The organism is Streptomyces sp. NPDC050997, from assembly GCF_040660135.1.
GTDB lineage: Bacteria > Actinomycetota > Actinomycetes > Streptomycetales > Streptomycetaceae > Streptomyces.
Map to the genome: position 1 here is coordinate 423,614 of NZ_JBFAGK010000006.1, position 21,432 is coordinate 445,045.

Genomic DNA, 21,432 nt, shown 5'->3' on the forward strand with positions numbered 1-21,432 from the left:
CCTGCGTCCCCTGCACCCCTCGCGGGGCTCGGTCCCTGGACATCTCGCGGGGGCTCGGCCCCCTGCATCGCTGGCGGACCCGCCGTCCCTTGTGTCCTGGCGGGACTGCGTCCCTTGCACCCCTCGCCGGGGTGCTGTCCCTGGGGCCTGGCGGGGACTGCGTCCCCTGCTCTCGCCTCCTCGCGGGGGTGCCGTCCCTGGGGCCCGGCGAAGGCTGCGTCCCCTGCCCTCGCCTCCCCGTGGGGCTGTGCCCCTGGTCCCGTCCGGCCCGCTGTGTGACCGCTGGGGCTGCGTCCCAGCGCCCCTGTTCGGGCTGGGCGGTCTCGTCGTTGGGTGCCGGTCGGGGTGGTGGCTGACCTGCGTTGATGGGTGGGGGGAATGGATTTGCCTCTGTGCGTGTCCTTGACGTAGTGTTCCATTCATCGACGCGGGGTGGAGCAGCTCGGTAGCTCGCTGGGCTCATAACCCAGAGGTCGCAGGTTCAAATCCTGTCCCCGCTACTGAAGGCCGAGGGCCGGAATCCGAAAGGGTTCCGGCCCTCGGTTTTTGTCTGGGTCGTCAGGGGTGGTGGCCCACTGCTTCCTCGTACAGAGCTCTGTTCACGGTTTTCGATTCGGGGAGTGCGTCGCCTTCTGTCACGCCCTGGGCGCGGTACGCCGACTGGAGGCGGTCGGTGGTGCCGGTGCGGATCTCCCAGTCCATGTGGAGGGGCGGGGTGGAGCGGAGGATCTCCTCGTCTGATTTCAGGAGCTTGGCCAGGTAGGCGACGAAGGTCTCGTTCTTCTTGTAGTCCGCCGCGAAGTACGTGTTGACCGTGCGGATGTACGCGCGGAGGAGAGCCACCCCCGCGTCCACGTCGTCTTTCAGCAGGCTAGGGCCGTAGAGCATGCCGCCGAGGGGCTCGCCCAGGGGCTGGCCGCCGAGGAAGGCGTAGCCCGGTTCACCGTCGACGCGGCGCCAGACGGGGTCGAGGAGCCAGGCCGAGTCGACGCCTCCGTTCCGCAGGGCCGTGAGCACGTCGGCCGAGCCCAGCTGTTGGTACTGGATGCGGTCGAGGCCACCGTCGTGAGCCTCCAGTGCCTTCTCCATCGGGTACGCGATCACCGAACCCTTGCCGATCATCGTGCCCATACGACGTCCCGCCATCGCCACCGCGTCCGCGCTCTCACCGTCCCTCAAGCGCACCCACAGGCCGCTCTTCGACTTCGGGTCGGGGGAGAAATTCCCCGCCACCCACCTGATGTCGAAGCCGCCCCGGACGCCGTTCATGACCGCCGCCTCCGGGGCCGCCCACAGCGCGTCGATGTCCCCCTTGGCCAGCAGCGGGAGCGCGTCCGGTGTCGGCAGGACCTTCAGCGTGACGTCCAGGCCGTCCTTCTTGAACTCGCCCTTGTCGAGGGCGACTTGAAGTGGTGCCACGTACTCGGCGCTCAAGGTCCCCGTCGCGATCGTCAGCTTCCGGGGCTCGGGGAGTGGTTGTGGGGCGGGGGCGCCGGGGCGACAACGGGCCGGCGCGCGGGTCGGTGAGCGGTCCGCCGGGTCCGTCCAGGAGGTGTCGCCGCAGCCGGCCACCGGGCGGACCGTGCGCGTCATCAGGTCCGCCTTCGGCTCCGCGCGGTCGGCCGACGGCGACGAGCAGGCCGAGGACGCCAGCAGTACGCCGACGGCGACCACGGCACCGTACACACGCCCCCTCTTGTGCCGCTTCATGGGTTCCCTCATGACTGCCCCCGTCCTCGGTCCCTCGGTGCCCATGGAGTGAGCAACCTGCCCACCAGCCGGATCAGTTCGGAGAAGAGCACCCCCAGCGCGGCGACGCAGACGATGCCGACGAACATCACGTCGTTCTGGAACAGCGCGCGGGAGTCGAAGATCAGATGGCCCAGACCGTTCGTGGCGGCGATCTGTTCCGAGGCGACGATCACCAGGACCGCCACCCCGGCCGCTATCCGGGCGCCCACGAGGACCTGCGGCAACGACGCCGGCAGCAGTACGTGGCGGAACATCTGCCACGGGGAGGCGCCGAAGACCCGGCCCGCGTCGCGGTGGCCGGCCGGGACCGCGATCACCGCCGACATCGTCGATATCCACACGAAGAAGAAGACCGTGGCCGCCACCAGGGCCACCTGGGGCCCCTCGCCCAGGCCGAACATGTTCAGGAAGATCGGGAGCAGGGCCAGTTTCGGTACGACGTACAGGGCGTCCAGGAGGGGTTCCAGGGCGGCTCGGACCAGGGGGAGGGAGCCCATCAGCAGGCCGAGCGCGTATCCCGCCGTGGTGCCGATCGCGTAGCCGGCCAGGACGCGTTTCAGTGTCGCCCACACGTCCGGCCACAGGTCACCGGCCGCCGCCCGGTCCCAGCCGTCGGCGAGGATCGTGGACGGGGCCGGGTAGACGCGGTCGTCGATCCAGGCCTGGGTGGCGGCCAGTTGCCAGAGGAGGACCAGGAGGAGCGGGACGGCCGCGGCGAGTGACAGTTCCAGGGCACGGCGGCGACGGTGGGCGCGTACGGGGTGGAGTTCCCGGGGGCCGGGGCGGCGGACGACGAGCGAGTCCCGGCGGGGAGTGATCGTCGTCACGTCGGCACCGCTTCCTTCCGGAGGAGGTCCCACAGCTCGCTCCTGAGGGCCGTGAACCCGGGTGTGGAGCGGATGTCGCCGGTGCGCGGGCGCGGGAAGGGCGGGCGGTGTTCGGCGATGATCCTGCCCGGGCGGGCGGACATCACCAGGACACGGTCGCCGAGGACGATCGCCTCCTCCAGGCTGTGGGTGACGAAGAGGGTGGTGGTGCGGGTGGATTGGGTGAGCTCCAGCAGCTCCTCCTGGAGGATCATGCGGAGTTGGGCGTCGAGGGCGGCGAACGGCTCGTCCATGAGGAGGAGTTCGGGTTCGACGGCGAGCGCGCGGGCGATCGCCACGCGCTGACGCATTCCGCCGGAGAGGGTCGCCGGGTAGGCGCGCGCGAAGTCGGCGAGGCCCATGCGGGTCAGCCACTCGTCGGCGCGTGCGTTCGCCGCGCGGCGCGGGGCGCGCTGGACGTCGAGGCCGAAGCGGACGTTCGCGCGGACCGTCTTCCAGTCGTAGATGCCGTAGTCCTGGAAGATCATGGCGGCCGGGCGGGCGCTGGACGTGCGGATCTCCAGGCGGCCGGTGCTCGGGCGGAGCAGGCCCGCGGCGATGCGCAGCAGGGTGGACTTCCCGCAGCCGGAGGGGCCGACCAGGCAGACGAACTCGCCGGGGGCGACGGTGACATCGAGGGGGCCGAGGGCCTCGACGGCGCGGGGTGCGCGGCCGAAGGTGCGGGTCAGTTCGGTGGCGTGGAGTTTTGGGTGCGGGTCTCCCACGATTGCTCCTCGCGGAGTTCGGTACGGGGTGGGGGCGTGCCGCACGACGATATGACGACCCGTCAGATACGGGAAGGGTGCTGAAGGGGGTACACGACAGAAAGCCCCGGCACCCATGGGTGCCGGGGCTTTCGAAGAGGGAGGGCCGCGTCGCCGGAGAGGCTAGGCCGCCGCGCAGTTCGGGCATACGCCCCGGTACGTCACCTCGACGTCCGAGACCGTGAAGCCGAAGCGCTCCGCGTCGGGGAGGTCGGCCAGCGGGTTGCCGGTGGGGTGGACGTCCCGGATGGCGCCGCACTGGGCGCAGACGAGGTGGTGGTGCGGCTGGTGCGCGTTCGGGTCGTACCGCTTGGCGCGCTTGTCGGTGGCGACCTCGAGCACCTCGCCCAGGGAGACCAGCTCGCCCAGCGTGTTGTAGACGGTCGCCCGGGAGATCTCGGGCAGCTTGACGACAGCCCGGGAGTGGACCTCGTCGGCCGTCAGGTGGACGTGTTCGCCGTCGAGGACCTCGGCCACGACGCGCCGCTGCGCGGTCATCCGCCATCCGCGGCCGCGCAGTCGTTCCAGAAGGTCACTCATACGGAACAGCCTAGCAGCTAGGGAGACCAGGTTCCGAATGGGTGTGACTTTGGAAAAATACTCGACTTAGACATTGTCTACTACGGGATCGAGTGGGATCGAGTGGGATTGAGTGAGATCCAGTGAGATCCAGTGAGATCGAGACTGGACCCCTTGTCGTGAGCGGACGGGCCGGACTCTCCGGAAGGGGCCGGCCCGTGCGCGTGGTCAGGCAGGTGCGTGCTGTCGGGCCGGGACCCAGCAGCGAATGATGTCGCGCACCGAGACGATGCCGACAGGCCCGTCGCGGTCGAGGACGATCAGGTGACGGAAGCCGCCGTGCGCCATGGCGCGGGCCGCCTCCTCCAGGGTCCAGGCCGGGGCGGCGAAGACGACGTCGGCGGTGGTGTGGGCGTGGACGTGTTCCGTGTCCGGGCTCTGGCCGAGCCCCACGGAGTTGAGGATGTCGCGTTCGGTCAGGATCCCGATGCCGCCGGCGTCGGGGTCGAGGACGATCGCGGCACCGACGCGGCGCGCGGACATCAGGGCGGCCGCTCTGCGGAGGGTGTGGGCGGGGCCGATGGTGAGAACCACCGTGCTCATGGCGTCGCGGACCAGCATGGGTTCCGAGTCACCTCCAAGAACCGCCGAGTTCGTTCAGCGGTTCACAAGTTCACAAATGAGGGTGCTCTCAGAGTGGCAGGTAAAGCGGAGGTCAACAAGAGGGCGCGTGCGGTCAATTGAGGGCGCGCGCGCTCATCTGTGCCTGTCGGCGGCGCCCGTTGCTCCGCGCCGACGGTGCCCGGCGCAGGTCAGTAGCGCTCGTTGAGATACCCCAGGAACTCGTCGTGCAGCAGCCCGTTGGAGGCCGCCGCGTTGCCGCTGTGCGGGCCCGGGCGGCCGTCGAGACCGGTGAAGGTGCCGCCGGCCTCCGTCACGATGATCGCGTTCGCGGCCATGTCCCAGAGGGAGAGCTCCGGTTCGGCGCACAGGTCCACCGAGCCCTCGGCGACCATCATGTAGGGCCAGAAGTCGCCGTACGCGCGTGTGCGCCACACCTCGCGGGTCAGGTCCAGGAAGCCGCCCAGGCGGCCCTGGTCCTCCCAGCCGGTGAGCGAGGAGTACGCGAAGGAGGCGTCGGAGAGCTTCGAGACGCGGGAGACGCTCAGTCGGGAGGCGGCGGTGAGGCTGCGCCCGGAGAAGGCCCCGTGCCCCTTGGCGGCCCACCAGCGGCGGCCGAGTGCGGGAGCGGAGACCAGGCCGACGACGGGCTGGTAACCGCCCTCCGCCGCCTCCGTCAGGGAGATGAGGGTGGCCCAGACGGGCACTCCCCGTACGTAGTTCTTCGTGCCGTCGATCGGATCGATGACCCAGCGGCGTGGGCCGGTGCCCTCGATGCCGTACTCCTCGCCGAGGACCGCGTCGCGGGGCCGGGCGCGTTGGAGCTGACCGCGGATGAGTTCCTCCGCGGACTTGTCCGCTTCGCTGACCGGGGTCATGTCCGGCTTCGTCTCGACCTTGAGGTCGAGAGCCTTGAAGCGCTCCATGGTGGCCGCGTCCGCCGCGTCCGCGAGAACGTGGGCGAGACGGAGGTCGTCGTGGTAATCGGGCATGTAGGAACGGTATCTGCCGAGGTGGGTACCGGCTACAGGGGGGCTTCGTGGCCGGGCCGCCCGGGGACGGCAGCTTGTGCGAGCCGGCCGAGCGCCCCCGCGCGCCCTCGCGAACCCTTGACAGTGACTCTGTGCGCGTCAAATCTGGGCGCAGAGCCGATCGCCCCCGGGAGGCGATGATGCCTGCAGCGCGGGAATCCCTGCTGGACGCCGCTTACGAGGCGCTGGCGCGCCGACCGTGGTCCGCGGTGCGGATGGTCGACGTGGCCGCGGCGGCCGGAGTGTCCCGGCAGACCCTGTACAACGAGTTCGGCAGCAAGGAGGGCCTGGCTCGCGCGCTCGTGCGCCGAGAGGCGGACGGTTATCTCACCGGAGTCGAGCGGGCGCTGACCGGACACGGCGACGCCCTGCGGCGGCTGACGGTGACCGCTGAGTGGACGGCCTCCACCGCCCAGGAGAACGCGCTCGTACGGGCCATGCTCACCGGCTGCTGGAGCGAGCGGCTGCCCTCCCCGACGTTGAAGGCCGTGCCGTCCTCCTCGGCGGTACCGGCGCAGCGCCGGGCGGACGGCCCGCTGCCGTCACCCGGTGACTTCGTGGCCCTCGTCCGTGACCGGGCCGTCACCGTGCTCGCCGGGCCCGGCACGCCCAGGTCGGAGGCCGCCGATCTGGCCCGCTCCTGCGAACTCGTCGTCCGGCTCGCGCTGTCCTGTGCGGCCGCGCCGCCGGGCGAGGGCGGAGTGGCGGATCTCGTACGGAGGGCGCTGCCACGCCAGTTGACGCCGTAGCGCCGGGTCCGGCGGGGGTGGAGGGGCTGTCTCTCCGTACGACGGTTGTCTCCGTAGGACGGTTGGCTCCGTGCGGAGTCTGTCTCTCTGCGGCGGCACATGCCCTGCGGCGGCAGTCTCAGTGCGCCGATCCCGACAACTGCAGTCCGATCACGCCCGTGATCACCAGGCTGATCGAGACGATCTTCAACGTCGACACCAGGTCGCCGAGGAAGATCATGCCGTAGATCGCCGTGCCCGCCGCGCCGATGCCCGTCCACACCGCGTACGCCGGGCCCACGTCGAGCTTTCTCAGGGCCAGGGTCAGCAGCCCGAAGCTGCCGAGTGCGAAGACGCAGAACGCGACCGTCGGCCAGAGTCTGGTGAAGCCGTGCGACAGCTTCAGACAGACGGCGAATCCGGTCTCCAGGAACCCGGCCACGATGACCAGCAGCCACGCCATGTGCTGTCCTCCCGTATGTCCACGTTCTCCAGCGTTCGTGGACCGCTTCGTCTGGCTTTGGTCTGGCTTGGATCCGGCTCGGTGCGATTATGCCCTTACCGGACACCCGGGAAGACAAACAACGCCCAGGTCAGTCGCCTTCCGTGCGCTCCCTCGTGGACAGCAGCCGGCGCAGTGAGTACAGGCGGGCCGGGTCCGCGTGGCCGTCCGCCACCCACTGGTCCAGAGCGCAGTCCGGCTCGTCGTGACTGCACGCGCGCGGGCAGCCCTCGGTGCCGGGCTCCAGGTCGGGGAAGGCGTTGATCACCCGGGACGGGTCCACATGGTGCAGGCCGAACGACCGCAGGCCCGGGGTGTCGATCACCCAGCCGTCGTCGTCCGACAACGGCAGCGCGAGCGCCGAGGTGGTGGTGTGACGGCCGCGGCCCGTCACCGCGTTCACATGGCCGGTGAGGCGGCGCCGGTCCTCCGGGACCAACGCGTTCACCAGGGTCGTCTTGCCCACGCCCGAGTGCCCGATGAACGCCGTGATCCTGCCGTCGAGTTCCTCGCGGACCCGCCGCGCCGCGTCGCCGTTCTCCAGTTCCCCGCGGCTGGTGACGACGTAGGGGATGTCGAGGTCGCCGTACAGCTCGAGGAGTTTGTCGGGCGGCGCCAGGTCCGACTTCGTCATCACCAGCAACGGCTCGAGACCGGCGTCGAACGCGGCCACCAGACAGCGGTCGATGAGGCGCGGGCGGGGCTCCGGGTCGGCAAGGGCCGTGACGATCGCCAGTTGGTCGGCGTTGGCGACGATCACCCGCTCGTAGGGATCGTCGTCGTCGGCCGTGCGCCGCAGGACCGATGTGCGCTCCTCGATGCGGACGATGCGCGCGAGGGTGTCCTTCTTGCCGGTCAGGTCACCGATGATGGCGACGCGGTCGCCGACCACTGCGGCCTTGCGGCCCAGTTCGCGGGCTTTCATCGCCATAACGATCCGGCCGTCGACGAGGCAGGTCAGCCGGCCGCGGTCGACGGTGAGGACCATGCCCTCGACGGCGTCCTCGTGCTTGGGCCGGATATGCGTCCGGGGCCGGTTGCCCTTGCGGTTCGGACGGGAGCGGATGTCGTCCTCGTCGGTGTGCTTGCCGTAGCGACGCATGCGAAGCCCCTATGCCCCGAGCATCCCGGTCCACAGGTCGGGGAAGTCGGGCAGCGTCTTCGCCGTCGTCGCCACGTTCTCGATCTGCACCCCCTCGACCAGCAGGCCGATGATCGCGCCGGCCGTCGCCATGCGGTGGTCCTCGTACGTGTGGAAGATCCCGCCGTGCAGTCGGCGCGGGCGGATGTGCAGACCGTCGGCGGTCTCGGTGACGTCACCGCCGAGTTCGTTGATCTCCTTGGTGAGCGCGGCCAGCCGGTCCGTCTCGTGCAGACGGAGATGGGCCACGCCCCGGAGGGTGGAGGGGGAGTCCGCGAGGGCCGCGGCCGCCGCGATGCCCGGGGTCAGCTCGCCGACCTCGCCCAGGTCGACATCGATGCCGTGAATCGCACCCGATCCGGTGAACTCCAGGCCGTACTCGGTCAGTTCGCAGGTACCGCCCATTTCGGTGAAGATCTCGCGCAGCCGGTCGCCGGGCTGGGTGGTGCGGGCCGGCCAGTCCGGGATCACGACCTTGCCGCCGGTCACCAGGGCCGCCGCCAGGAACGGCTGGGCATTGGAGAGGTCCGGCTCGATGGTCAGGTCACGGCCCAGCAGAGCACCCGGGGTGACCCGCCAGACGTTCGGCTCGCCACCCGACTCCGGGGTGTCCACCTGGGCGCCGACCGCGCGCAGCATGTCGACGGTCATCCGGATGTGCGGCATGGAAGGCAGCGTGGAACCGGTGTGACGGACCTCCACGCCCTGGTTGAAGCGCGGGGCGGACAGCAGAAGAGCGCTCACGAACTGGGACGACGAGGACGCGTCGATCTCCACCGGGCCGCCGTCCAGGGCGCCCCCGCCGTGCACGGTCAGCGGCAACGCGCCGCGGCCCTCGTCGTCGATACGGGCGCCGAGGACCCGCAGCGCGTCGATCACGCCGTGCAGGGGACGTTCGTACGACCTCGGGTCGCCGTCGAAGCGGATGGGGCCGTCGGCGAGCGCGGCGACCGGCGGCAGGAAGCGCATCACCGTGCCGGCGTTGCCGACGTCGACCGTGGCCGGGCCGCGCAGGCCGGCCGGGAGCACCCGCCAGGTCTCGCCGGTGCCGTCGGGACCCACGCCCTCCTCGATGCCGACGCCCATGGTGCGCAGCGCGCCGGCCATCAGCAGGGTGTCGCGGGAACGGAGGGGACGGCGCAGCCAGCCCGGTTCCGAGGCGATGGCCGCGAGCACCAGGGCGCGGTTGGTGACCGACTTGGACCCGGGCACGTGGACCGTGGCATCGACGGCGCCGCTCGCGTGTGGGGCGGGCCAGAGGGCGGTGTCTGCGGGGTTCGGGGCCATGGGGCCACTCTATAAGCAGGCGGTCGGTCGGGTGCGGGAGCGTTGTGGCTGGTCGCACCCACGGGACGGAGCCGCGTATGGTCGCTGCCCCGCGCGCCTGCCGCGCCCCTGCCGCGCCGCGTTCGGGGCCGCGTCACAGCTCCAGCAGCCAGCGCCCCCCACCCATCAGCGAGCACAGCGAAACCGCGTGGAACAGAAACAGCCACAACCCCGCCGGCACATGCGTCAGCCGGGACAGTTGGTCCGCGTCCGAGTCGCCCGCGCCGCCGCGCGCCCGCTTCGCCTGGAGTTCGAAGGCCGGGCGCACCCCGCCGATCAGCAGGAACCAGACCACCGCGTACGCGAACGCGGCCTGTACCTGGGGACCGGTCAGCCAGGACACCACCACGAACGTACCGCCGGTGAGGAGCAGGGTGAGGGCGCCGTAGGCGTTGCGGATCATCACGAGCATCGCGATCAGCAGGGCGGTCGCCAGCCACAGCAGGGCCGTGATGTGGCCGCTGGCGAGCAGCGCGGCGCCGCCGAGGCCGAGCAGCGGGGGAGCGGTGTAGCCCGCCGCGGCCGTGAGGATCATGCCGAGGCCGTGCGGCTTGCCGCGACTGACGGTCAGCCCGCTGGTGTCCGAGTGCAGACGTATGCCGGTGAGGGTGCGGCCGGTGAGCAGCGCGATCAGGCCGTGGCCGCCCTCGTGCGCGATGGTGATGGCGTTGCGCGCTATGCGCCACAGCGGGTGCGGGATGACCACGGCGAGCGAGGCGGCCAGGGTCGCGAGCACCACCCACAGGTCGGGGTCGGGCTGGCTGCCGAAGATCTCGTCCCAGAGGGAGGCGAGCGATTCGGATGCGGTGGTGTGCATGGTCGGCGGTGGCTCCCGTGGGTGTCGGTCAGGGGGTTGGCGCGTGGCGCAATCGTCGGGGAGTGATCGTCGCGGTGTGGTGGGCGGGCGGCGGGCGGCGGGTGGGCCTGGCAGTGTGGCACGTATGTGCGGGCGGTATCTGAGACGCCGAGCTGACAGCGATCGTTCCTGACAGGTAAATGTGCAGGTCACGGCATTGGAGCCCCGGAGTGATCCGGGGCTCCTGATCTACCGGTGCCGGCTGTGTGCTGACTTGGAGTCACCTGAGAACGCCTCACGAAACCCGTCTTGGGACGGGCGACTGCCCGCCGGTGTCACCGCGGACGTCATCTGAGGATGCTCTCGAGGAAATCGCTGCCCAGGCGGGCCACAGTGGTGACGTCCAGTTCGTGCCGGATGTACCTTCCGCGCCGCTGGTGGACCAGCAGGTCCGCCGAGGAGAGGGCCGCCGGGCCGTATTCCCGGCGGGTCAGGGGTGGAAGCGCCACCGGCCCTCGGTGACGACATCCACCTCCCCGTCGCGGACGCGGACGGCCGTCTCGTCGTCGATGAAGTAGATCGGGAAATCGGCCCGCTCGACGATGCGATCGGCCCAAGCGTCGTTCCGCTCCGGGAAGTTCGGCGAGTACAGGTGGGGCTTGAGGTACCAGTCGAAGAGGCCGAACGGCGACTGAACCGTCGTCGCGTCGAGCGCGTGCAGGTCTGCGGTGTCGCCGATGACGTCGGCGGAGTGTTCGGTGAGATGCCGACTGAAGATCATCGACCCGGCGCTCACGCCCACGTAGACCCGGTCCCGCAGCATGTCGAGGAACGCGTCGGCCAAGCCGTTGCCGCTGATGCTGCGTGCGAGGTGGTAGTGGTTGCCGCCCTGGACGTAGATGACGTCGGCGCGCGAGAGCCGGTCCAGGACCATCCCCCGGGGCAGACCGTTGAGTTCCAGAATGTCGAGCTCCCGCCAGCCGAGACCGTACAGGCGGCTCAGATCCTCGACGACCCATCCGTGATCGCCGGGCTCGGCGACGGACGCGGTGGGGATGTAGACGAGCCTCGCCGATGTGAACGGCCTGCCCAGCATGGACCGGAGCGCGATGCGCTGCGTCTCGTTGCGCAGACCACTCGCCGTCAACAGAAGCTTCACCGGCCGAGCCAATCATGATCACCACGCGCGATCAACTCCGCGATCACGCTCGTCCGCCTTACGTAAAGTGGTGAGGACCCTGGGTGACGAAGTGGTCGCCGCACGGCCCGCGGCACTGGTTCGCCTCGACCGCGCTCGGCAGGGGTCTGCCACTCTTGGACGTGGCCCGGTGAGTGGGGCACAAGAGCATCAAGGTGGAACGTATGTGCGGACGGTATGCGGCGAGTCGTGGCCCCGAGGATCTCGCGGGAGTCTTCGAGATCGAGAAGTGGGAGCCCGAGGAGACCCTGGCCCCCGACTACAACGTGGCCCCGACCAAAGAGGTCTACGCGGTCCTCGACCGCCCTCTCAAGGACACGGACGACCCGCGACCGGTTCGGCAGCTGCGGAAGCTGAAGTGGGGGCTGGTGCCGAGCTGGTCCAAGACCCCCGAGGGCGCGGCCCGGATGATCAACGCGCGCGCGGAGACCGTCCACGAGAAGCCGTCGTACCGGCGCGCCTTCGCCGCCCGCCGCTGCGTCATCCCCGCCGACGGCTACTACGAGTGGGTCACCGGAGCGCAGGAGCGGGATCTGGAGGTCGAGGGGAAGAAGAAGCGGCCGCGCAAGCAGCCCTACTTCGTGCTCCCCGCCGACGGGTCCGTGTTCGCGATGGCCGGGCTGTACGAGTTCTGGCGGGACAAGACGCTGCCCGACGACCACCCGGGGGCCTGGTGGGTGACCTGCTCCGTGATCACCACGGAGGCCGAGACGAGCCCCCTCGCGGTGGCACCCGAGCCGGGGCCGCACTCGCTGGCGGAGATCCACCCCCGGATGCCGCTGATGCTGACCCCGGACCGCTGGGACGCCTGGCTGGACCCGTCCCGCACGGACCCTCACGACCTGCGCCCGCTGCTCGCGCCGCCGCGCGAGGGGCTGATGCGGGCGTACCCGGTGACCACCGCGGTCAGCAATGTCCGCAACAACGGACCGGAGCTGCTGAAGGAGCTGGAGGGGCCCGAAGAGGGCACACTCTTCTGACGTGACAGAGATCGTGACAGAGATCGTCGAAACCGATGCCGGTGCCGCCCGCATCACCTGGCACCAGGCGAGGAAGGCACGGCTGGTGCTGGCCGTCAGCCACGGCGCCGGAGGCGGCATCGAGACACGTGACCTGCGGGCACTCGCCGAGGCCCTCCCGGAGCACGGCGTGACCGTGGCCCTCGTCGAACAGCCCTGGCGGGTGGCCGGGAAGAAGCTGGCGCCCGCGCCCAGGACGCTGGACGTGGGATGGCAGGGCGTCTGGCCCGCACTCGCCGAGCCCGGACTGCCGGTGATCTCCGGCGGACGCAGCGCCGGGGCCCGCGTCGCCTGCCGTACCGCCACCGAGCTGGGCGCGCACGCCGTGCTCGCCCTCAGCTTCCCGCTGCACCCTCCGGGCAAGCCCGAGAAGTCCCGCGCCGGGGAACTGCTCGGTGCCGGGGTGCCCACCCTCGTAGTGCAAGGGGGGAACGACCCGTTCGGGAAGCCGGCGGAGTTCCCCGAAGGGGCGTACGAACTGGTCGAGATTCCGCACGGCGATCACGGCTTCGCGGTGCCGAAGCGGGCGGAGATCACCCAGGAGCAGGCAGTGAGGCTCATCACCGACGGTGTTCTCTCGTGGGCCGCGTCACTGGCGTAATGGCTCGGGAATGTTGCGGGCCGGGCCCGGCGTTGTGGCGGACAGAAGTGCTGAGCACAGGCACCGACGTCGTAGGAGAGGAAGTCCGCCGCATGGGTTCGACCACCTGCCCGAGCCGCAGCGCCCGCGCCGACCTGGACTGGACGGTGCTGCATGCGGCGAAGACCGCCCCTATCCGGGCGGCGGGCGGACCGGATCGTCGTCTATCCTCCGATTCTGGCGGGACCGGTCTCGGTCGCGTCCGGAATCTTGAGGAGGTGGGTCCGGTCACCGGTACCGACGCAGGGACCGATCACGGCCAGGCGGAGCAGCCCGAGGGCCAGGGCAGCACGGGCGCGGAGTCGGCCGCGGAGCGCAGTGCGCGCTTCGAGCGGGACGCGCTCGAGTTCCTCGACCAGATGTACTCGGCCGCGCTGCGCATGACGCGCAACCCGGCAGACGCCGAGGACCTGGTGCAGGAGACGTATGCCAAGGCGTACGCGTCCTTCCACCAGTTCCGTGAGGGCACCAACCTCAAGGCCTGGCTGTACCGGATCCTCACCAACACCTTCATCAACTCGTACCGCAAGAAGCAGCGCGAACCCCAGCGCTCCGCGGCCGAGGAGATCGAGGACTGGCAGCTTGCCCGCGCCGAGTCGCACATGTCGACAGGTCTGCGCTCAGCCGAGTCGCAGGCGCTCGACCATCTGCCCGACTCGGACGTGAAGGAAGCACTTCAGACGATCCCCGAGGAATTCCGCATCGCCGTCTATCTCGCGGACGTCGAGGGCTTTGCGTACAAGGAGATCGCGGACATCATGGGGACACCCATCGGTACGGTGATGTCCCGCCTGCACCGGGGCCGCCGTCAACTGCGCGGCATGCTGGAGGACTACGCCCGTGAGCGCGGGCTGGTCCCGGCGGGTGCCGGAGAGTCGAACGAAGCGAAAGGCTCGGGCTCATGAGCTGCGGAGAGCCGCACGAGACGGACTGCAGTGAGGTACTCGATCATCTCTATGAGTTCCTCGACAGTGAGATGCCGGACGTCGACCGCGACAAGTTCAAGCAGCACTTCACGGAGTGCTCGCCGTGCCTGGAGAAGTACGGCCTGGAAGAGGCCGTGAAGAAGCTGGTCAAGCGGTGCTGCGGCCATGACGACGTGCCGACCGACCTGCGCTCCAAGGTCCTGGGGCGGCTCGATCTGATCCGCTCCGGGCAGACCGTGCCCGAGCACGACGTCACCGCGTCCCCGCAGGAGTCCTGAACTCCCGCCCGCGCGGCCCGATCGGGTCGGCGACACGCGCAGAACGGCCGGTCATCACCCGAACGTGCTAATCCGCGGGTGATGAGCCCACGCCTCCCCCTCCCGCCGTCCTAGGCTCCGGACCCGGAGCAGGCATGGCCGGGGAGGGGCGCGATGGACGCGGTACCGGCACGGGCACGGGCGTACGTCGCCTGTGTCGTCGTCCTGGCGCTGATCTGTCTGGCCCCGCTGCCGACCGTGCGGACACCCTGGTGGGCGGTCGCCCTGCTCGCCGCGCTGTACGCCGGCTGCGAGCGGGCGGCCGCCCGATGGCGGTTCGCCGGAACGTTCCACCCGGTCCTGCTCGCCGGCGCTTTCCTGCTGCCCCCGGCCGCCGCCGCACTGGTCGCGCTGCCGGGGGCACTGCTGTCCTCCGTCGAGCAGCGGTCGCGATGGCTGCGGCGGGTGTGGCGGGCGGCCCAGCTCGGCGTCGGCGTGTGGACGGCCGCGCGGGTGCACGGGGCGCTCGGCGGACAGGACGCCGTCGACGCTCCCGACTTCCCGTACGCGCTCGCCCCGGCCGGCGCCGCGGTGCTCGCGTTCTGCCTGGCGCTGAGCGTGCTGGACGCGGGAATCCTGGTCCTCGCCGAACGCGTTCCGGTACGACGGGCCTGCCGGGGGCTGTTTCTGCGCTCCCTCGCGCCGCTCGCCGTGCACGGGCTCGCCGGGCTGATGATGGCCGTGCTGTGGCGCAGCCCGTACGGGCCCGTCGCCGCGCTGCTGGTGCTGCTGCCGATGTGCGTGTCCTGGTGGGTGTTCGCGCAGTACCACCGGGAGCGGGCCGCCCACCAGGCGACGATCCGGGCGCTCGTGCAGGCCGTCGACATCAAGGACGGCTACACGCGCGGGCACAGCGAGCGGGTCGGGCAGGCCTCGATGATGATCGCCCGCGAACTGGGCATGCCCGAAGAGCGCGTCGAGGTGCTGCGGTTCGCCGGGATCCTGCACGACGTGGGGAAGCTGGGCGTGCCCACGCGGCTGCTGCGCAAGGACGGCCCGCTGACCGCCGAGGAGCGGCGGGTGATCGAGCTGCATCCCGAGTACGGGCACGAGATGGTGCGGGGGATCTCCTTCCTCGGGGAGGCCCGGGCGGCCGTGCTGCACCACCACGAGCGGCTGGACGGAAGCGGATACCCCTACGGACTGGCGGGCGGTCAGATCCCGGAGTCCGCACGAGTGGTGGCGGTCGCGGACGCGTTCGACGCGATGACGTCCACCCGGTCCTACCGTCGGGCGCGGCCCCTGCGCGCGGCGCTGAAGGAACTGGAGCGCTGTGCCGGAACCCAGTTCGACCCCCGGATGGTGACGGCCCTCGTGCGGGCACTGGGCCGATGGGGATACCCCCGCCCGAGCGAGGCCGAGAGCGCGGGAGGCTGGTACCCGGCCGTCACCGCCGACGAGGCGGCACACCCGCCCCGGCCCCGCCCTTCGGCCGCCCGCCTGCCGGGAGCACCCCGATGAACTGCCGTCGGCCTCCCCTTCTCCTCGCCCTCGTCCACACCTCCGCCGCCCTCCTCGCCTCCGTCTCCCTCGCCGTCACCCTCTGGACCGGCCTGGAGGAACGCGGTGTCGCCCTCGCCTTCGGAGTGCTGGTCACCGTCGGCGAGCTGACCCGGTGGACCGGTGCCCAGGGCAGGGAGGCCGCCCCGCTGGCGGCCGCGGGGGCGTTGGCGTACGCCCTGCTCGGGGCGGACGCAGGGCAGCCGACGCGGCACGGAGCCCTCCAGGTCGTCAGCGTCGTGCTCGCCGCGGCCCTCCTCGGCAGCGTGCCGCACATCGCGCGGGGACACGGTCCGACCCTGGACCATCTGGCCCGGCGGCTGCTCACCGTCGGGTTCGCCGCCGTGTGCTTCCAACCCCTTTACAGCCGGGGGGCGTTCGGTAAGTGGGGCGGCCCGGGGTACGCCCTGCTGGTGCTCGCGCTGCTCTCGCTCACCGCACTGTGCGACGCCGTGCTCGCCGCCGCGCTGGCCCACTCCCGCACCCGCTGGCCCTTCGGTCCGTTGCTGTGGGACGAGTTGCGGGCGCTGCTCGGGATCGGGTCCGCCGTCTGTGCGACGGGGGCGGTGATGGCCCTCGCGGTGGCCGTCGTCGGACTGTGGGCGGTGCCCGTGTTCTCGCTGCCGCTGCTGCTCACCCAGCTGTCCCTGCGGCGCTACACCGCCGTTCGGGCCATCTACCGGCAGACCATCGCCTCCCTCGCCCGGGCCACCGAGATCGCCGGGTACACCCCCGCCGGGCATGCCCGCCGGGTCGCCGCGCTCAGCCTCGCGGTCGGCCGGGACCTCGGGCTGTCCGGGCCCGAACTCACCGTTCTGGAGTACGCGGCCCTCATGCACGACATCGGGCAGTTGAGCCTCGTCGACCCCGTGCCGGCCGGTGCCACCGCCGCGCTGCCCCAGTCGGAACAGCGGCGCATCGCCCTCCTTGGCGGCGCCGTGGTCCGGCAGACCGGGGTGAACGCGCAGGTGGCGGCGGTCGTGGAGCGGCAGGCCGACCCCTGCGCGGAGCAGCCGCTCGCCGCGCGGATCGTGCGAGCCGTCAACGCGTACGAGGAGAAGGCACGCGACGCCGGGCCCGGCGGGCCCCTGACGGCACTGGAGGAGCTGCGCCTGGGCGGTGCCGGGGAGTACGCGCCCGAGGTGGTCGAGGCGCTGGCCAGAGTCCTGACAAGGGACTGTCTGACCCCCGCCCAGGCTGGGTAACCCATGGGTAATGAGCGTCCTTCCAGCCGCACGTGGTTGGATGCGATGGAGAGGGTGTCCGGGGGCACAGCCAGCCCACTGAACGGAACTGGCAGGCGGGAATCGTGAGGATCTTCGGCAAGGGACGGCACCGGCCCTCCGCCTCCTGGCGGCAGGCCACAGACCGGGCGTTCACGCTGATCGGCGACGGTCGGTACGAGGACGCGGGCGCACTGCTGACGCGGGCCGCCGATCTGGAGCCCTGGCTGTCGGAGTCCTGGTTCAATCTCGCCCTCCTCCACAAGTTCCGGCACGACTGGGAGCAGGCCCGGGCGGCGGGACTGCGTGCCGTGGCCCTGCTCGACCGGGAGACCGGGGCGCCCGACTGGTGGAACGTCGGCATCGCCGCCACCGCCCTCCAGGACTGGCCGCTGGCGCGGCGGGCCTGGCAGGCGTACGGGCTGCGGGTGCCCGGCGGCGCCACGGCGAACGGCGAACCGCTCGGCATGGACCTCGGCAGCGCGGCCGTACGCCTGTCCCCGGAAGGGGAGGCCGAGGTGGTCTGGGGGCGGCGGCTGGATCCCGCCCGCATCGAGGTGCTGTCCATTCCGCTGCCGTCGTCCGGGCGGCGCTGGGGCGAGGTCGTCCTGCACGACGGGGTGCCGCACGGGGAGCGGACCACCACGGCCGGGCACGCCTACCCGGTGTTCGACGAGATCGAGCTGTGGGCGCCGTCGCCGGTGCCCACCTGGGTGGTGCTGCTGGAGGCCGCGAGCGAGACCGACCGGGACGCGCTGGAGCAGCTGGCCGCGGACGCGGGGTTCGCGGCGGAGGACTGGTCGTCATCCGTACGGCTGCTGTGCCGGATGTGCTCCGAGTCACGGATGCCGTCCGACGAGGGCGACGGCGAGCATCTCGACCCGCATGATCACAGTGAGCCGGGGCATCCCGGGCCGCTTCAGCACCGGACCGACGGACAACTGTGGGTGCCGGAGCGGGAGTGCGGGGTGGCCGCGCCGGCTTCGCTGGTTCGGGGACTGCTGGACGGGTGGGTCGCGGACAGTCCCGATTCCAGGGCCTGGCGGGATCTGGAAGAGGTCTGCTGATCGGATCCTGCGCTTCGGGGCTGCGTTTAGGCTGTACTCGCAGAATTTCCCAGGCTTGCAGGAAGGCATACGTCGGTCATGGCGCAGCAGGACATCGATCAGCAGCACGCGGGAGTGCTCCCCGTGGACGACGAGGGCTTCGTCAACGACACCGAGGACACGGAGGAGCGCGAGAGCGCCTGGCGTGAGCGTGGCGGCTCGCGGCCGATCACGGTGGTCGGGAACCCTGTGCTGCACAAGGAGTGCAAGGACGTCACCGAGTTCGGCGCGGAGCTGGACCAGCTGGTCGCGGACATGTTCGCCTCGCAGCGCACCGCCGAGGGCGTGGGTCTGGCCGCCAACCAGATCGGTGTCGACCTGAAGGTCTTCGTGTACGACTGCGTGGACGACGAGGGCAAGCGGCATGTCGGGGTGGTGTGCAACCCCAAGGTCGTCGACCTGCCCGCCGACAAGCGCCGGCTGGACGACAGCAACGAGGGCTGTCTGTCGGTGCCGACCGCGTACGCGCCGCTGGCCCGCCCGGACTACGCCGAGGTGACCGGTCAGGACGAGAAGGGCAACCCGATCAAGGTGCGCGGCACCGGCTACTTCGCTCGGTGTTTGCAGCACGAGACCGATCACCTGTACGGCTACCTCTACATCGACCGGCTCTCCAAGCGTGAACGCAAGGACGCGCTGCGGCAGATGGCCGAGAACGAGCCCCGCTACCCCGTGGTCGCCAACGACTGACGCGGCCTTCACGCCCCCTGGGCCTCACAACTCCCTTCCGTACGGCGCCTGTTCAGAGGATTCCTTCCGAACAGGCGCCGTACGTCCGTCCGTCGCACGTTCGATCGCCGGTGCTCCTCTAGTGATCCCTAAGCAGTCACGCAAGGGGGGAATCTCAGCACTGTGGGGTAGTGAATGGAGCAAATCCGTTCCCAGAGCGGTCAGTTGTGGTGCTGAATGGCAGGTGCGGGGATACGCAACGGCGCACGCCCGGTACAGCGGGAGGGGCGTGCGTCAACTGGCGGCTGGAAGGGGTTTGTTCGTGCCTGCTTTCCCACACAGCACCACATCGACACCGACGGCGATCGCGGTTCCACCGTCACTCTCTCTCCCGGTGATCGAGGCAGCGTTTCCCAGGCAACTGCACCCGTATTGGCCCAGGCTCCAAGAGAAGACCCGAACCTGGCTGATGGAAAAACGGCTCATGCCGGCGGACAAGGTGAGGGAATATGCCGACGGCCTGTGCTACACCGACCTCATGGCGGGCTACTACCTGGGCGCCCCCGACGAGGTCCTCCAGGCGATAGCGGACTACAGCGCGTGGTTCTTCGTCTGGGACGACCGTCACGACCGCGACATCGTGCACGGCCGCACGGCCGCCTGGCGGCAGCTCAGGTTCCGGTTGCACCGGGCCCTCGACTCCCCCCGGGCCCATCTGCACCACGAGGATCCCCTGGTCGCCGGGTTCGCCGACAGTGTGGTGCGGTTGTACTCGTTCCTGCCCCGGTCGTGGAACGCCCGCTTCGCCCGCCACTTCCACGAGGTGATCGAGGCGTACGACCGGGAATTCCGCAACCGCACCGAGGGGATCGTCCCGACGGTCGAGGAATACCTGGAGCTGCGCCGCCTCACCTTCGCGCACTGGATCTGGACCGATCTGCTGGAGCCGAGCGCGGGCCGTGAACTTCCGGCGCGGATCCGAAATCACCCGGCATATCGGCGGGCGGCACTTCTGAGCCAGGAATTCGCCGCCTGGTACAACGACCTCTGCTCAATGCCCAAGGAATTGGCGGGCGACGAGGTGCACAATCTCGGGATCAGTCTCATAAAGCACGAGGGGCTGACCCTGGAAGAAGCGATAGGTGAAGTTCGGCGGCGCGTGGAGGAATGCGTAACGGAATTCCTCGTCGCCGAACGGGACGCCTTGATTCTCTCCGACGAACTGGCCGACGGTACCGTGCACGGAAAGGAATTGAGTGCCGCCGTCGAGGCCTGTGTCAGCAATATGCGGAACTGGTTCAGCACCGTCTACTGGTTCCACCACGAGTCCGGCCGGTACCGGGTCGACAGCTGGGACGACCGGTCCACACCCCCGTACGTCACCAACGAAGCGGCAGGTGAGTTATGACCGTCGAGTCCGTTGAGCCCGAGGCCACTTCGGCTCCGGAGCCGTGTGAGGCACCCCTCGCGGGCGGAGGTGTCCTCGGCCTCGGCCACGGCTTGAAGCTGGTCCGCGACCCACTGGGCTTCCTCGCCCGGCTGCGCGACGACGGCGACCTGGTCCGGCTGCGGCTGGGACCGAAGACGGTGTACGCCGTCACCGCGCCGCACCTCGTCGGCGACATGCTGACGAGCCCCGGCTACGAGATAGGCGGACCGCTCTGGGACACCCTGGACGTGCTGCTGGGCAAGGGGGTCGCGACCAGCAACGGGTCGCTGCACCGGCGCCAGCGGCAGACCATACAGCCGTCGTTCCGCAAGGACGTGATCCACGAGTACGAGCGGGTCATGGTCGAGGAATCGCTCGCCTTCGCCGCGCGCTGGCAGGCGGGGGACACCGTCGATGTCACGGCGGAGGCGTTCCGGGTGGGCGTGCGCATGACGGCCCGGTGCTTCCTGCAGATCGAGCACATCGACGAGCTGGCCGAGCGGCTGAGCACCGCCCTCGCCACCGTGTTCGGCGGTATGTACCGGCGGATGATCCTCTCCTTCGGCCCCTTCTACCGGCTCCCGCTGCCCTCGCACCGGGAATTCGACCGGGCCTTGGCCGAATTACATCTGCTGGCCGACGAGGTCATCGCGGAACGCCGGGCCGCCACCGAGAAGCCCGACGATTTGCTCACCGCCTTGCTGGAGGCGAAGGACGATAAAGGTGAACCGGTCAACTACCGGGAGGTTCACGATCAGGTCATAGCGATACTCACCCCGGGCAGCGAAACCGTGGGGTCCCAGTTGATGTGGATCTTGCAGTTGCTGGCGGAGCATCCGGAACAGGCGGACCGGGTGAGCGAAGAGGTGAAAACGGTCGTGGGCGACCGCGCGATCACATTCGGCGATCTCCGGAAGCTCACCCACACGAACAATGTCGTCACCGAGGCGCTGCGCATACGCCCCGCTGTCTGGATTCTGACGCGGAGGGCCATGGCCGAAACCCAGCTCGGCGAGTATCGCATTCCGGCCGGGGCGGACATCGTGTACAGCCCGCTCGCTCTCCAGCGCGACCCGCGCTCGTACGAGCAGCACCTCGACTTCGACCCCGACCGCTGGCTTCCGGGGCACTCCAAGGAGGTGCCGAAGTACGCGATGGGTCCCTTCAGCGCGGGCAACCGCAAATGCCCCGCCGACCATTTCTCGGTGGCCGAACTCGGCATCATCCTGGCGACCGTGATCCCCCGGTGGCGCTTCGAACGACTCCCGGAGGCCGACGAGTCGACCCGGGTGGGCATCACACTGCGGCCGAAGCGGCTGCTGCTGAAGGCGGTGCCGCGGTGACGGGGTGAGACGGGGG

General features: G+C 70.3%; 23 protein-coding genes and 1 tRNA gene. 12 read left to right on the plus strand and 12 right to left on the minus strand.

Annotated elements, in window-relative coordinates:
• Window positions 1–426 precede the first annotated feature (426 nt).
• Window positions 427–500: transfer RNA gene (locus tag AB0H86_RS17160), tRNA-Met, on the plus strand.
• 58 nt (window positions 501–558) lie between these two features.
• On the opposite strand, the gene AB0H86_RS17165 is transcribed toward AB0H86_RS17160, so the two are convergent.
• The 6 genes from AB0H86_RS17165 to hisN all read right to left on the minus strand — a co-directional run bounded on the left by AB0H86_RS17165 (window position 559) and on the right by hisN (window position 5,514).
• Complete coding sequence (locus tag AB0H86_RS17165; RefSeq protein ID WP_362438293.1) at window positions 559–1,722, minus strand: ABC transporter substrate-binding protein; 1,164 nt, start codon at window positions 1,720–1,722, stop codon at window positions 559–561.
• Entirely contained in the window at window positions 1,719–2,579 is an 861-nt protein-coding gene (locus AB0H86_RS17170) for an ABC transporter permease (protein WP_362438296.1), read from the minus strand. The genes AB0H86_RS17165 and AB0H86_RS17170 overlap by 4 nt, the downstream gene beginning before the upstream one ends.
• The gene (locus AB0H86_RS17175) at window positions 2,576–3,343 is read right to left on the minus strand and encodes an ABC transporter ATP-binding protein (protein WP_362438299.1); all 768 of its coding nucleotides are present in this window, start codon (window positions 3,341–3,343) and stop codon (window positions 2,576–2,578) included. Before AB0H86_RS17175 ends, AB0H86_RS17170 begins: the two co-directional genes overlap by 4 nt.
• Window positions 3,344–3,505: 162 nt before the next feature.
• On the minus strand, window positions 3,506–3,922 hold the full coding sequence (locus tag AB0H86_RS17180; RefSeq protein WP_362438301.1) for a Fur family transcriptional regulator: 417 nt from the start codon (window positions 3,920–3,922) through the stop codon (window positions 3,506–3,508).
• A 207-nt stretch (window positions 3,923–4,129) separates the two neighbouring features.
• Window positions 4,130–4,522 carry a CBS domain-containing protein gene (locus AB0H86_RS17185; RefSeq protein ID WP_362438304.1) on the minus strand — a complete coding sequence of 131 codons (393 nt, stop codon included), beginning with the start codon at window positions 4,520–4,522 and terminating at the stop codon, window positions 4,130–4,132.
• A 191-nt stretch (window positions 4,523–4,713) separates the two neighbouring features.
• The gene (gene hisN / locus AB0H86_RS17190; protein ID WP_362438306.1) at window positions 4,714–5,514 is read right to left on the minus strand and encodes a histidinol-phosphatase; all 801 of its coding nucleotides are present in this window, start codon (window positions 5,512–5,514) and stop codon (window positions 4,714–4,716) included.
• Window positions 5,515–5,690: 176 nt separating this feature from the next.
• Here hisN and AB0H86_RS17195 point away from each other — a divergent pair, with 176 nt between their 5' ends.
• On the plus strand, window positions 5,691–6,302 hold the full coding sequence (locus AB0H86_RS17195; protein WP_362438309.1) for a helix-turn-helix domain-containing protein: 612 nt from the start codon (window positions 5,691–5,693) through the stop codon (window positions 6,300–6,302).
• A 118-nt stretch (window positions 6,303–6,420) separates the two neighbouring features.
• Here the strand turns inward: AB0H86_RS17195 and AB0H86_RS17200 are convergent, their stop codons facing one another.
• From AB0H86_RS17200 to AB0H86_RS17225, 6 genes are all read right to left on the minus strand, one after another.
• Complete coding sequence (locus AB0H86_RS17200) at window positions 6,421–6,744, minus strand: multidrug efflux SMR transporter (protein ID WP_362438312.1); 324 nt, start codon at window positions 6,742–6,744, stop codon at window positions 6,421–6,423.
• A gap of 130 nt (window positions 6,745–6,874) precedes the next feature.
• Window positions 6,875–7,885: a ribosome small subunit-dependent GTPase A gene (gene rsgA, locus AB0H86_RS17205; protein WP_362438315.1), complete on the minus strand. Its 1,011-nt coding sequence runs from the start codon at window positions 7,883–7,885 to the stop codon at window positions 6,875–6,877.
• Between the two features lie 9 nt (window positions 7,886–7,894).
• A complete protein-coding gene (gene aroA, locus AB0H86_RS17210; protein ID WP_362438318.1) occupies window positions 7,895–9,211 on the minus strand; it encodes a 3-phosphoshikimate 1-carboxyvinyltransferase in 1,317 nt (438 codons plus the stop codon).
• 133 nt (window positions 9,212–9,344) lie between these two features.
• A complete protein-coding gene (locus AB0H86_RS17215; RefSeq protein WP_362438320.1) occupies window positions 9,345–10,067 on the minus strand; it encodes a M50 family metallopeptidase in 723 nt (240 codons plus the stop codon).
• Between the two features lie 326 nt (window positions 10,068–10,393).
• Entirely contained in the window at window positions 10,394–10,555 is a 162-nt protein-coding gene (locus tag AB0H86_RS17220) for a hypothetical protein (RefSeq protein ID WP_362438598.1), read from the minus strand.
• Window positions 10,537–11,205: a Type 1 glutamine amidotransferase-like domain-containing protein gene (locus AB0H86_RS17225; protein WP_362438323.1), complete on the minus strand. Its 669-nt coding sequence runs from the start codon at window positions 11,203–11,205 to the stop codon at window positions 10,537–10,539. The genes AB0H86_RS17220 and AB0H86_RS17225 overlap by 19 nt, the downstream gene beginning before the upstream one ends.
• A gap of 203 nt (window positions 11,206–11,408) precedes the next feature.
• Between AB0H86_RS17225 and AB0H86_RS17230 the strand changes: the two genes are divergently transcribed.
• From AB0H86_RS17230 to AB0H86_RS17275, 10 genes are all read left to right on the plus strand, one after another.
• The gene (locus AB0H86_RS17230) at window positions 11,409–12,224 is read left to right on the plus strand and encodes an SOS response-associated peptidase (protein ID WP_362438326.1); all 816 of its coding nucleotides are present in this window, start codon (window positions 11,409–11,411) and stop codon (window positions 12,222–12,224) included.
• A 10-nt stretch (window positions 12,225–12,234) separates the two neighbouring features.
• On the plus strand, window positions 12,235–12,864 hold the full coding sequence (locus tag AB0H86_RS17235) for an alpha/beta family hydrolase (RefSeq protein ID WP_362438581.1): 630 nt from the start codon (window positions 12,235–12,237) through the stop codon (window positions 12,862–12,864).
• Window positions 12,865–13,121: 257 nt separating this feature from the next.
• Window positions 13,122–13,808 carry an RNA polymerase sigma factor SigR gene (gene sigR, locus AB0H86_RS17240; RefSeq protein WP_362438329.1) on the plus strand — a complete coding sequence of 229 codons (687 nt, stop codon included), beginning with the start codon at window positions 13,122–13,124 and terminating at the stop codon, window positions 13,806–13,808.
• Window positions 13,805–14,107 carry a mycothiol system anti-sigma-R factor gene (rsrA, locus tag AB0H86_RS17245; protein ID WP_362438332.1) on the plus strand — a complete coding sequence of 101 codons (303 nt, stop codon included), beginning with the start codon at window positions 13,805–13,807 and terminating at the stop codon, window positions 14,105–14,107. The genes sigR and rsrA overlap by 4 nt, the downstream gene beginning before the upstream one ends.
• 153 nt (window positions 14,108–14,260) lie before the next feature.
• Window positions 14,261–15,607 carry an HD-GYP domain-containing protein gene (locus tag AB0H86_RS17250; protein ID WP_362438335.1) on the plus strand — a complete coding sequence of 449 codons (1,347 nt, stop codon included), beginning with the start codon at window positions 14,261–14,263 and terminating at the stop codon, window positions 15,605–15,607.
• The gene (locus AB0H86_RS17255; protein ID WP_362438338.1) at window positions 15,604–16,851 is read left to right on the plus strand and encodes a metal-dependent phosphohydrolase; all 1,248 of its coding nucleotides are present in this window, start codon (window positions 15,604–15,606) and stop codon (window positions 16,849–16,851) included. The genes AB0H86_RS17250 and AB0H86_RS17255 overlap by 4 nt, the downstream gene beginning before the upstream one ends.
• 104 nt (window positions 16,852–16,955) lie before the next feature.
• Window positions 16,956–17,936, plus strand: coding sequence for a hypothetical protein (locus tag AB0H86_RS17260; RefSeq protein ID WP_362438341.1), 981 nt, complete (start codon window positions 16,956–16,958; stop codon window positions 17,934–17,936).
• A 78-nt stretch (window positions 17,937–18,014) separates the two neighbouring features.
• Window positions 18,015–18,665, plus strand: a complete 651-nt coding sequence (gene def / locus AB0H86_RS17265; protein WP_362438344.1) for a peptide deformylase — start codon at window positions 18,015–18,017, stop codon at window positions 18,663–18,665.
• Window positions 18,666–18,966: 301 nt separating this feature from the next.
• Complete coding sequence (cyc1, locus tag AB0H86_RS17270; RefSeq protein WP_362438584.1) at window positions 18,967–20,052, plus strand: epi-isozizaene synthase; 1,086 nt, start codon at window positions 18,967–18,969, stop codon at window positions 20,050–20,052.
• Window positions 20,049–21,416 carry a cytochrome P450 gene (locus AB0H86_RS17275; RefSeq protein ID WP_362438347.1) on the plus strand — a complete coding sequence of 456 codons (1,368 nt, stop codon included), beginning with the start codon at window positions 20,049–20,051 and terminating at the stop codon, window positions 21,414–21,416. Before cyc1 ends, AB0H86_RS17275 begins: the two co-directional genes overlap by 4 nt.
• The last annotated feature ends 16 nt before the right edge of the window (window positions 21,417–21,432 follow it).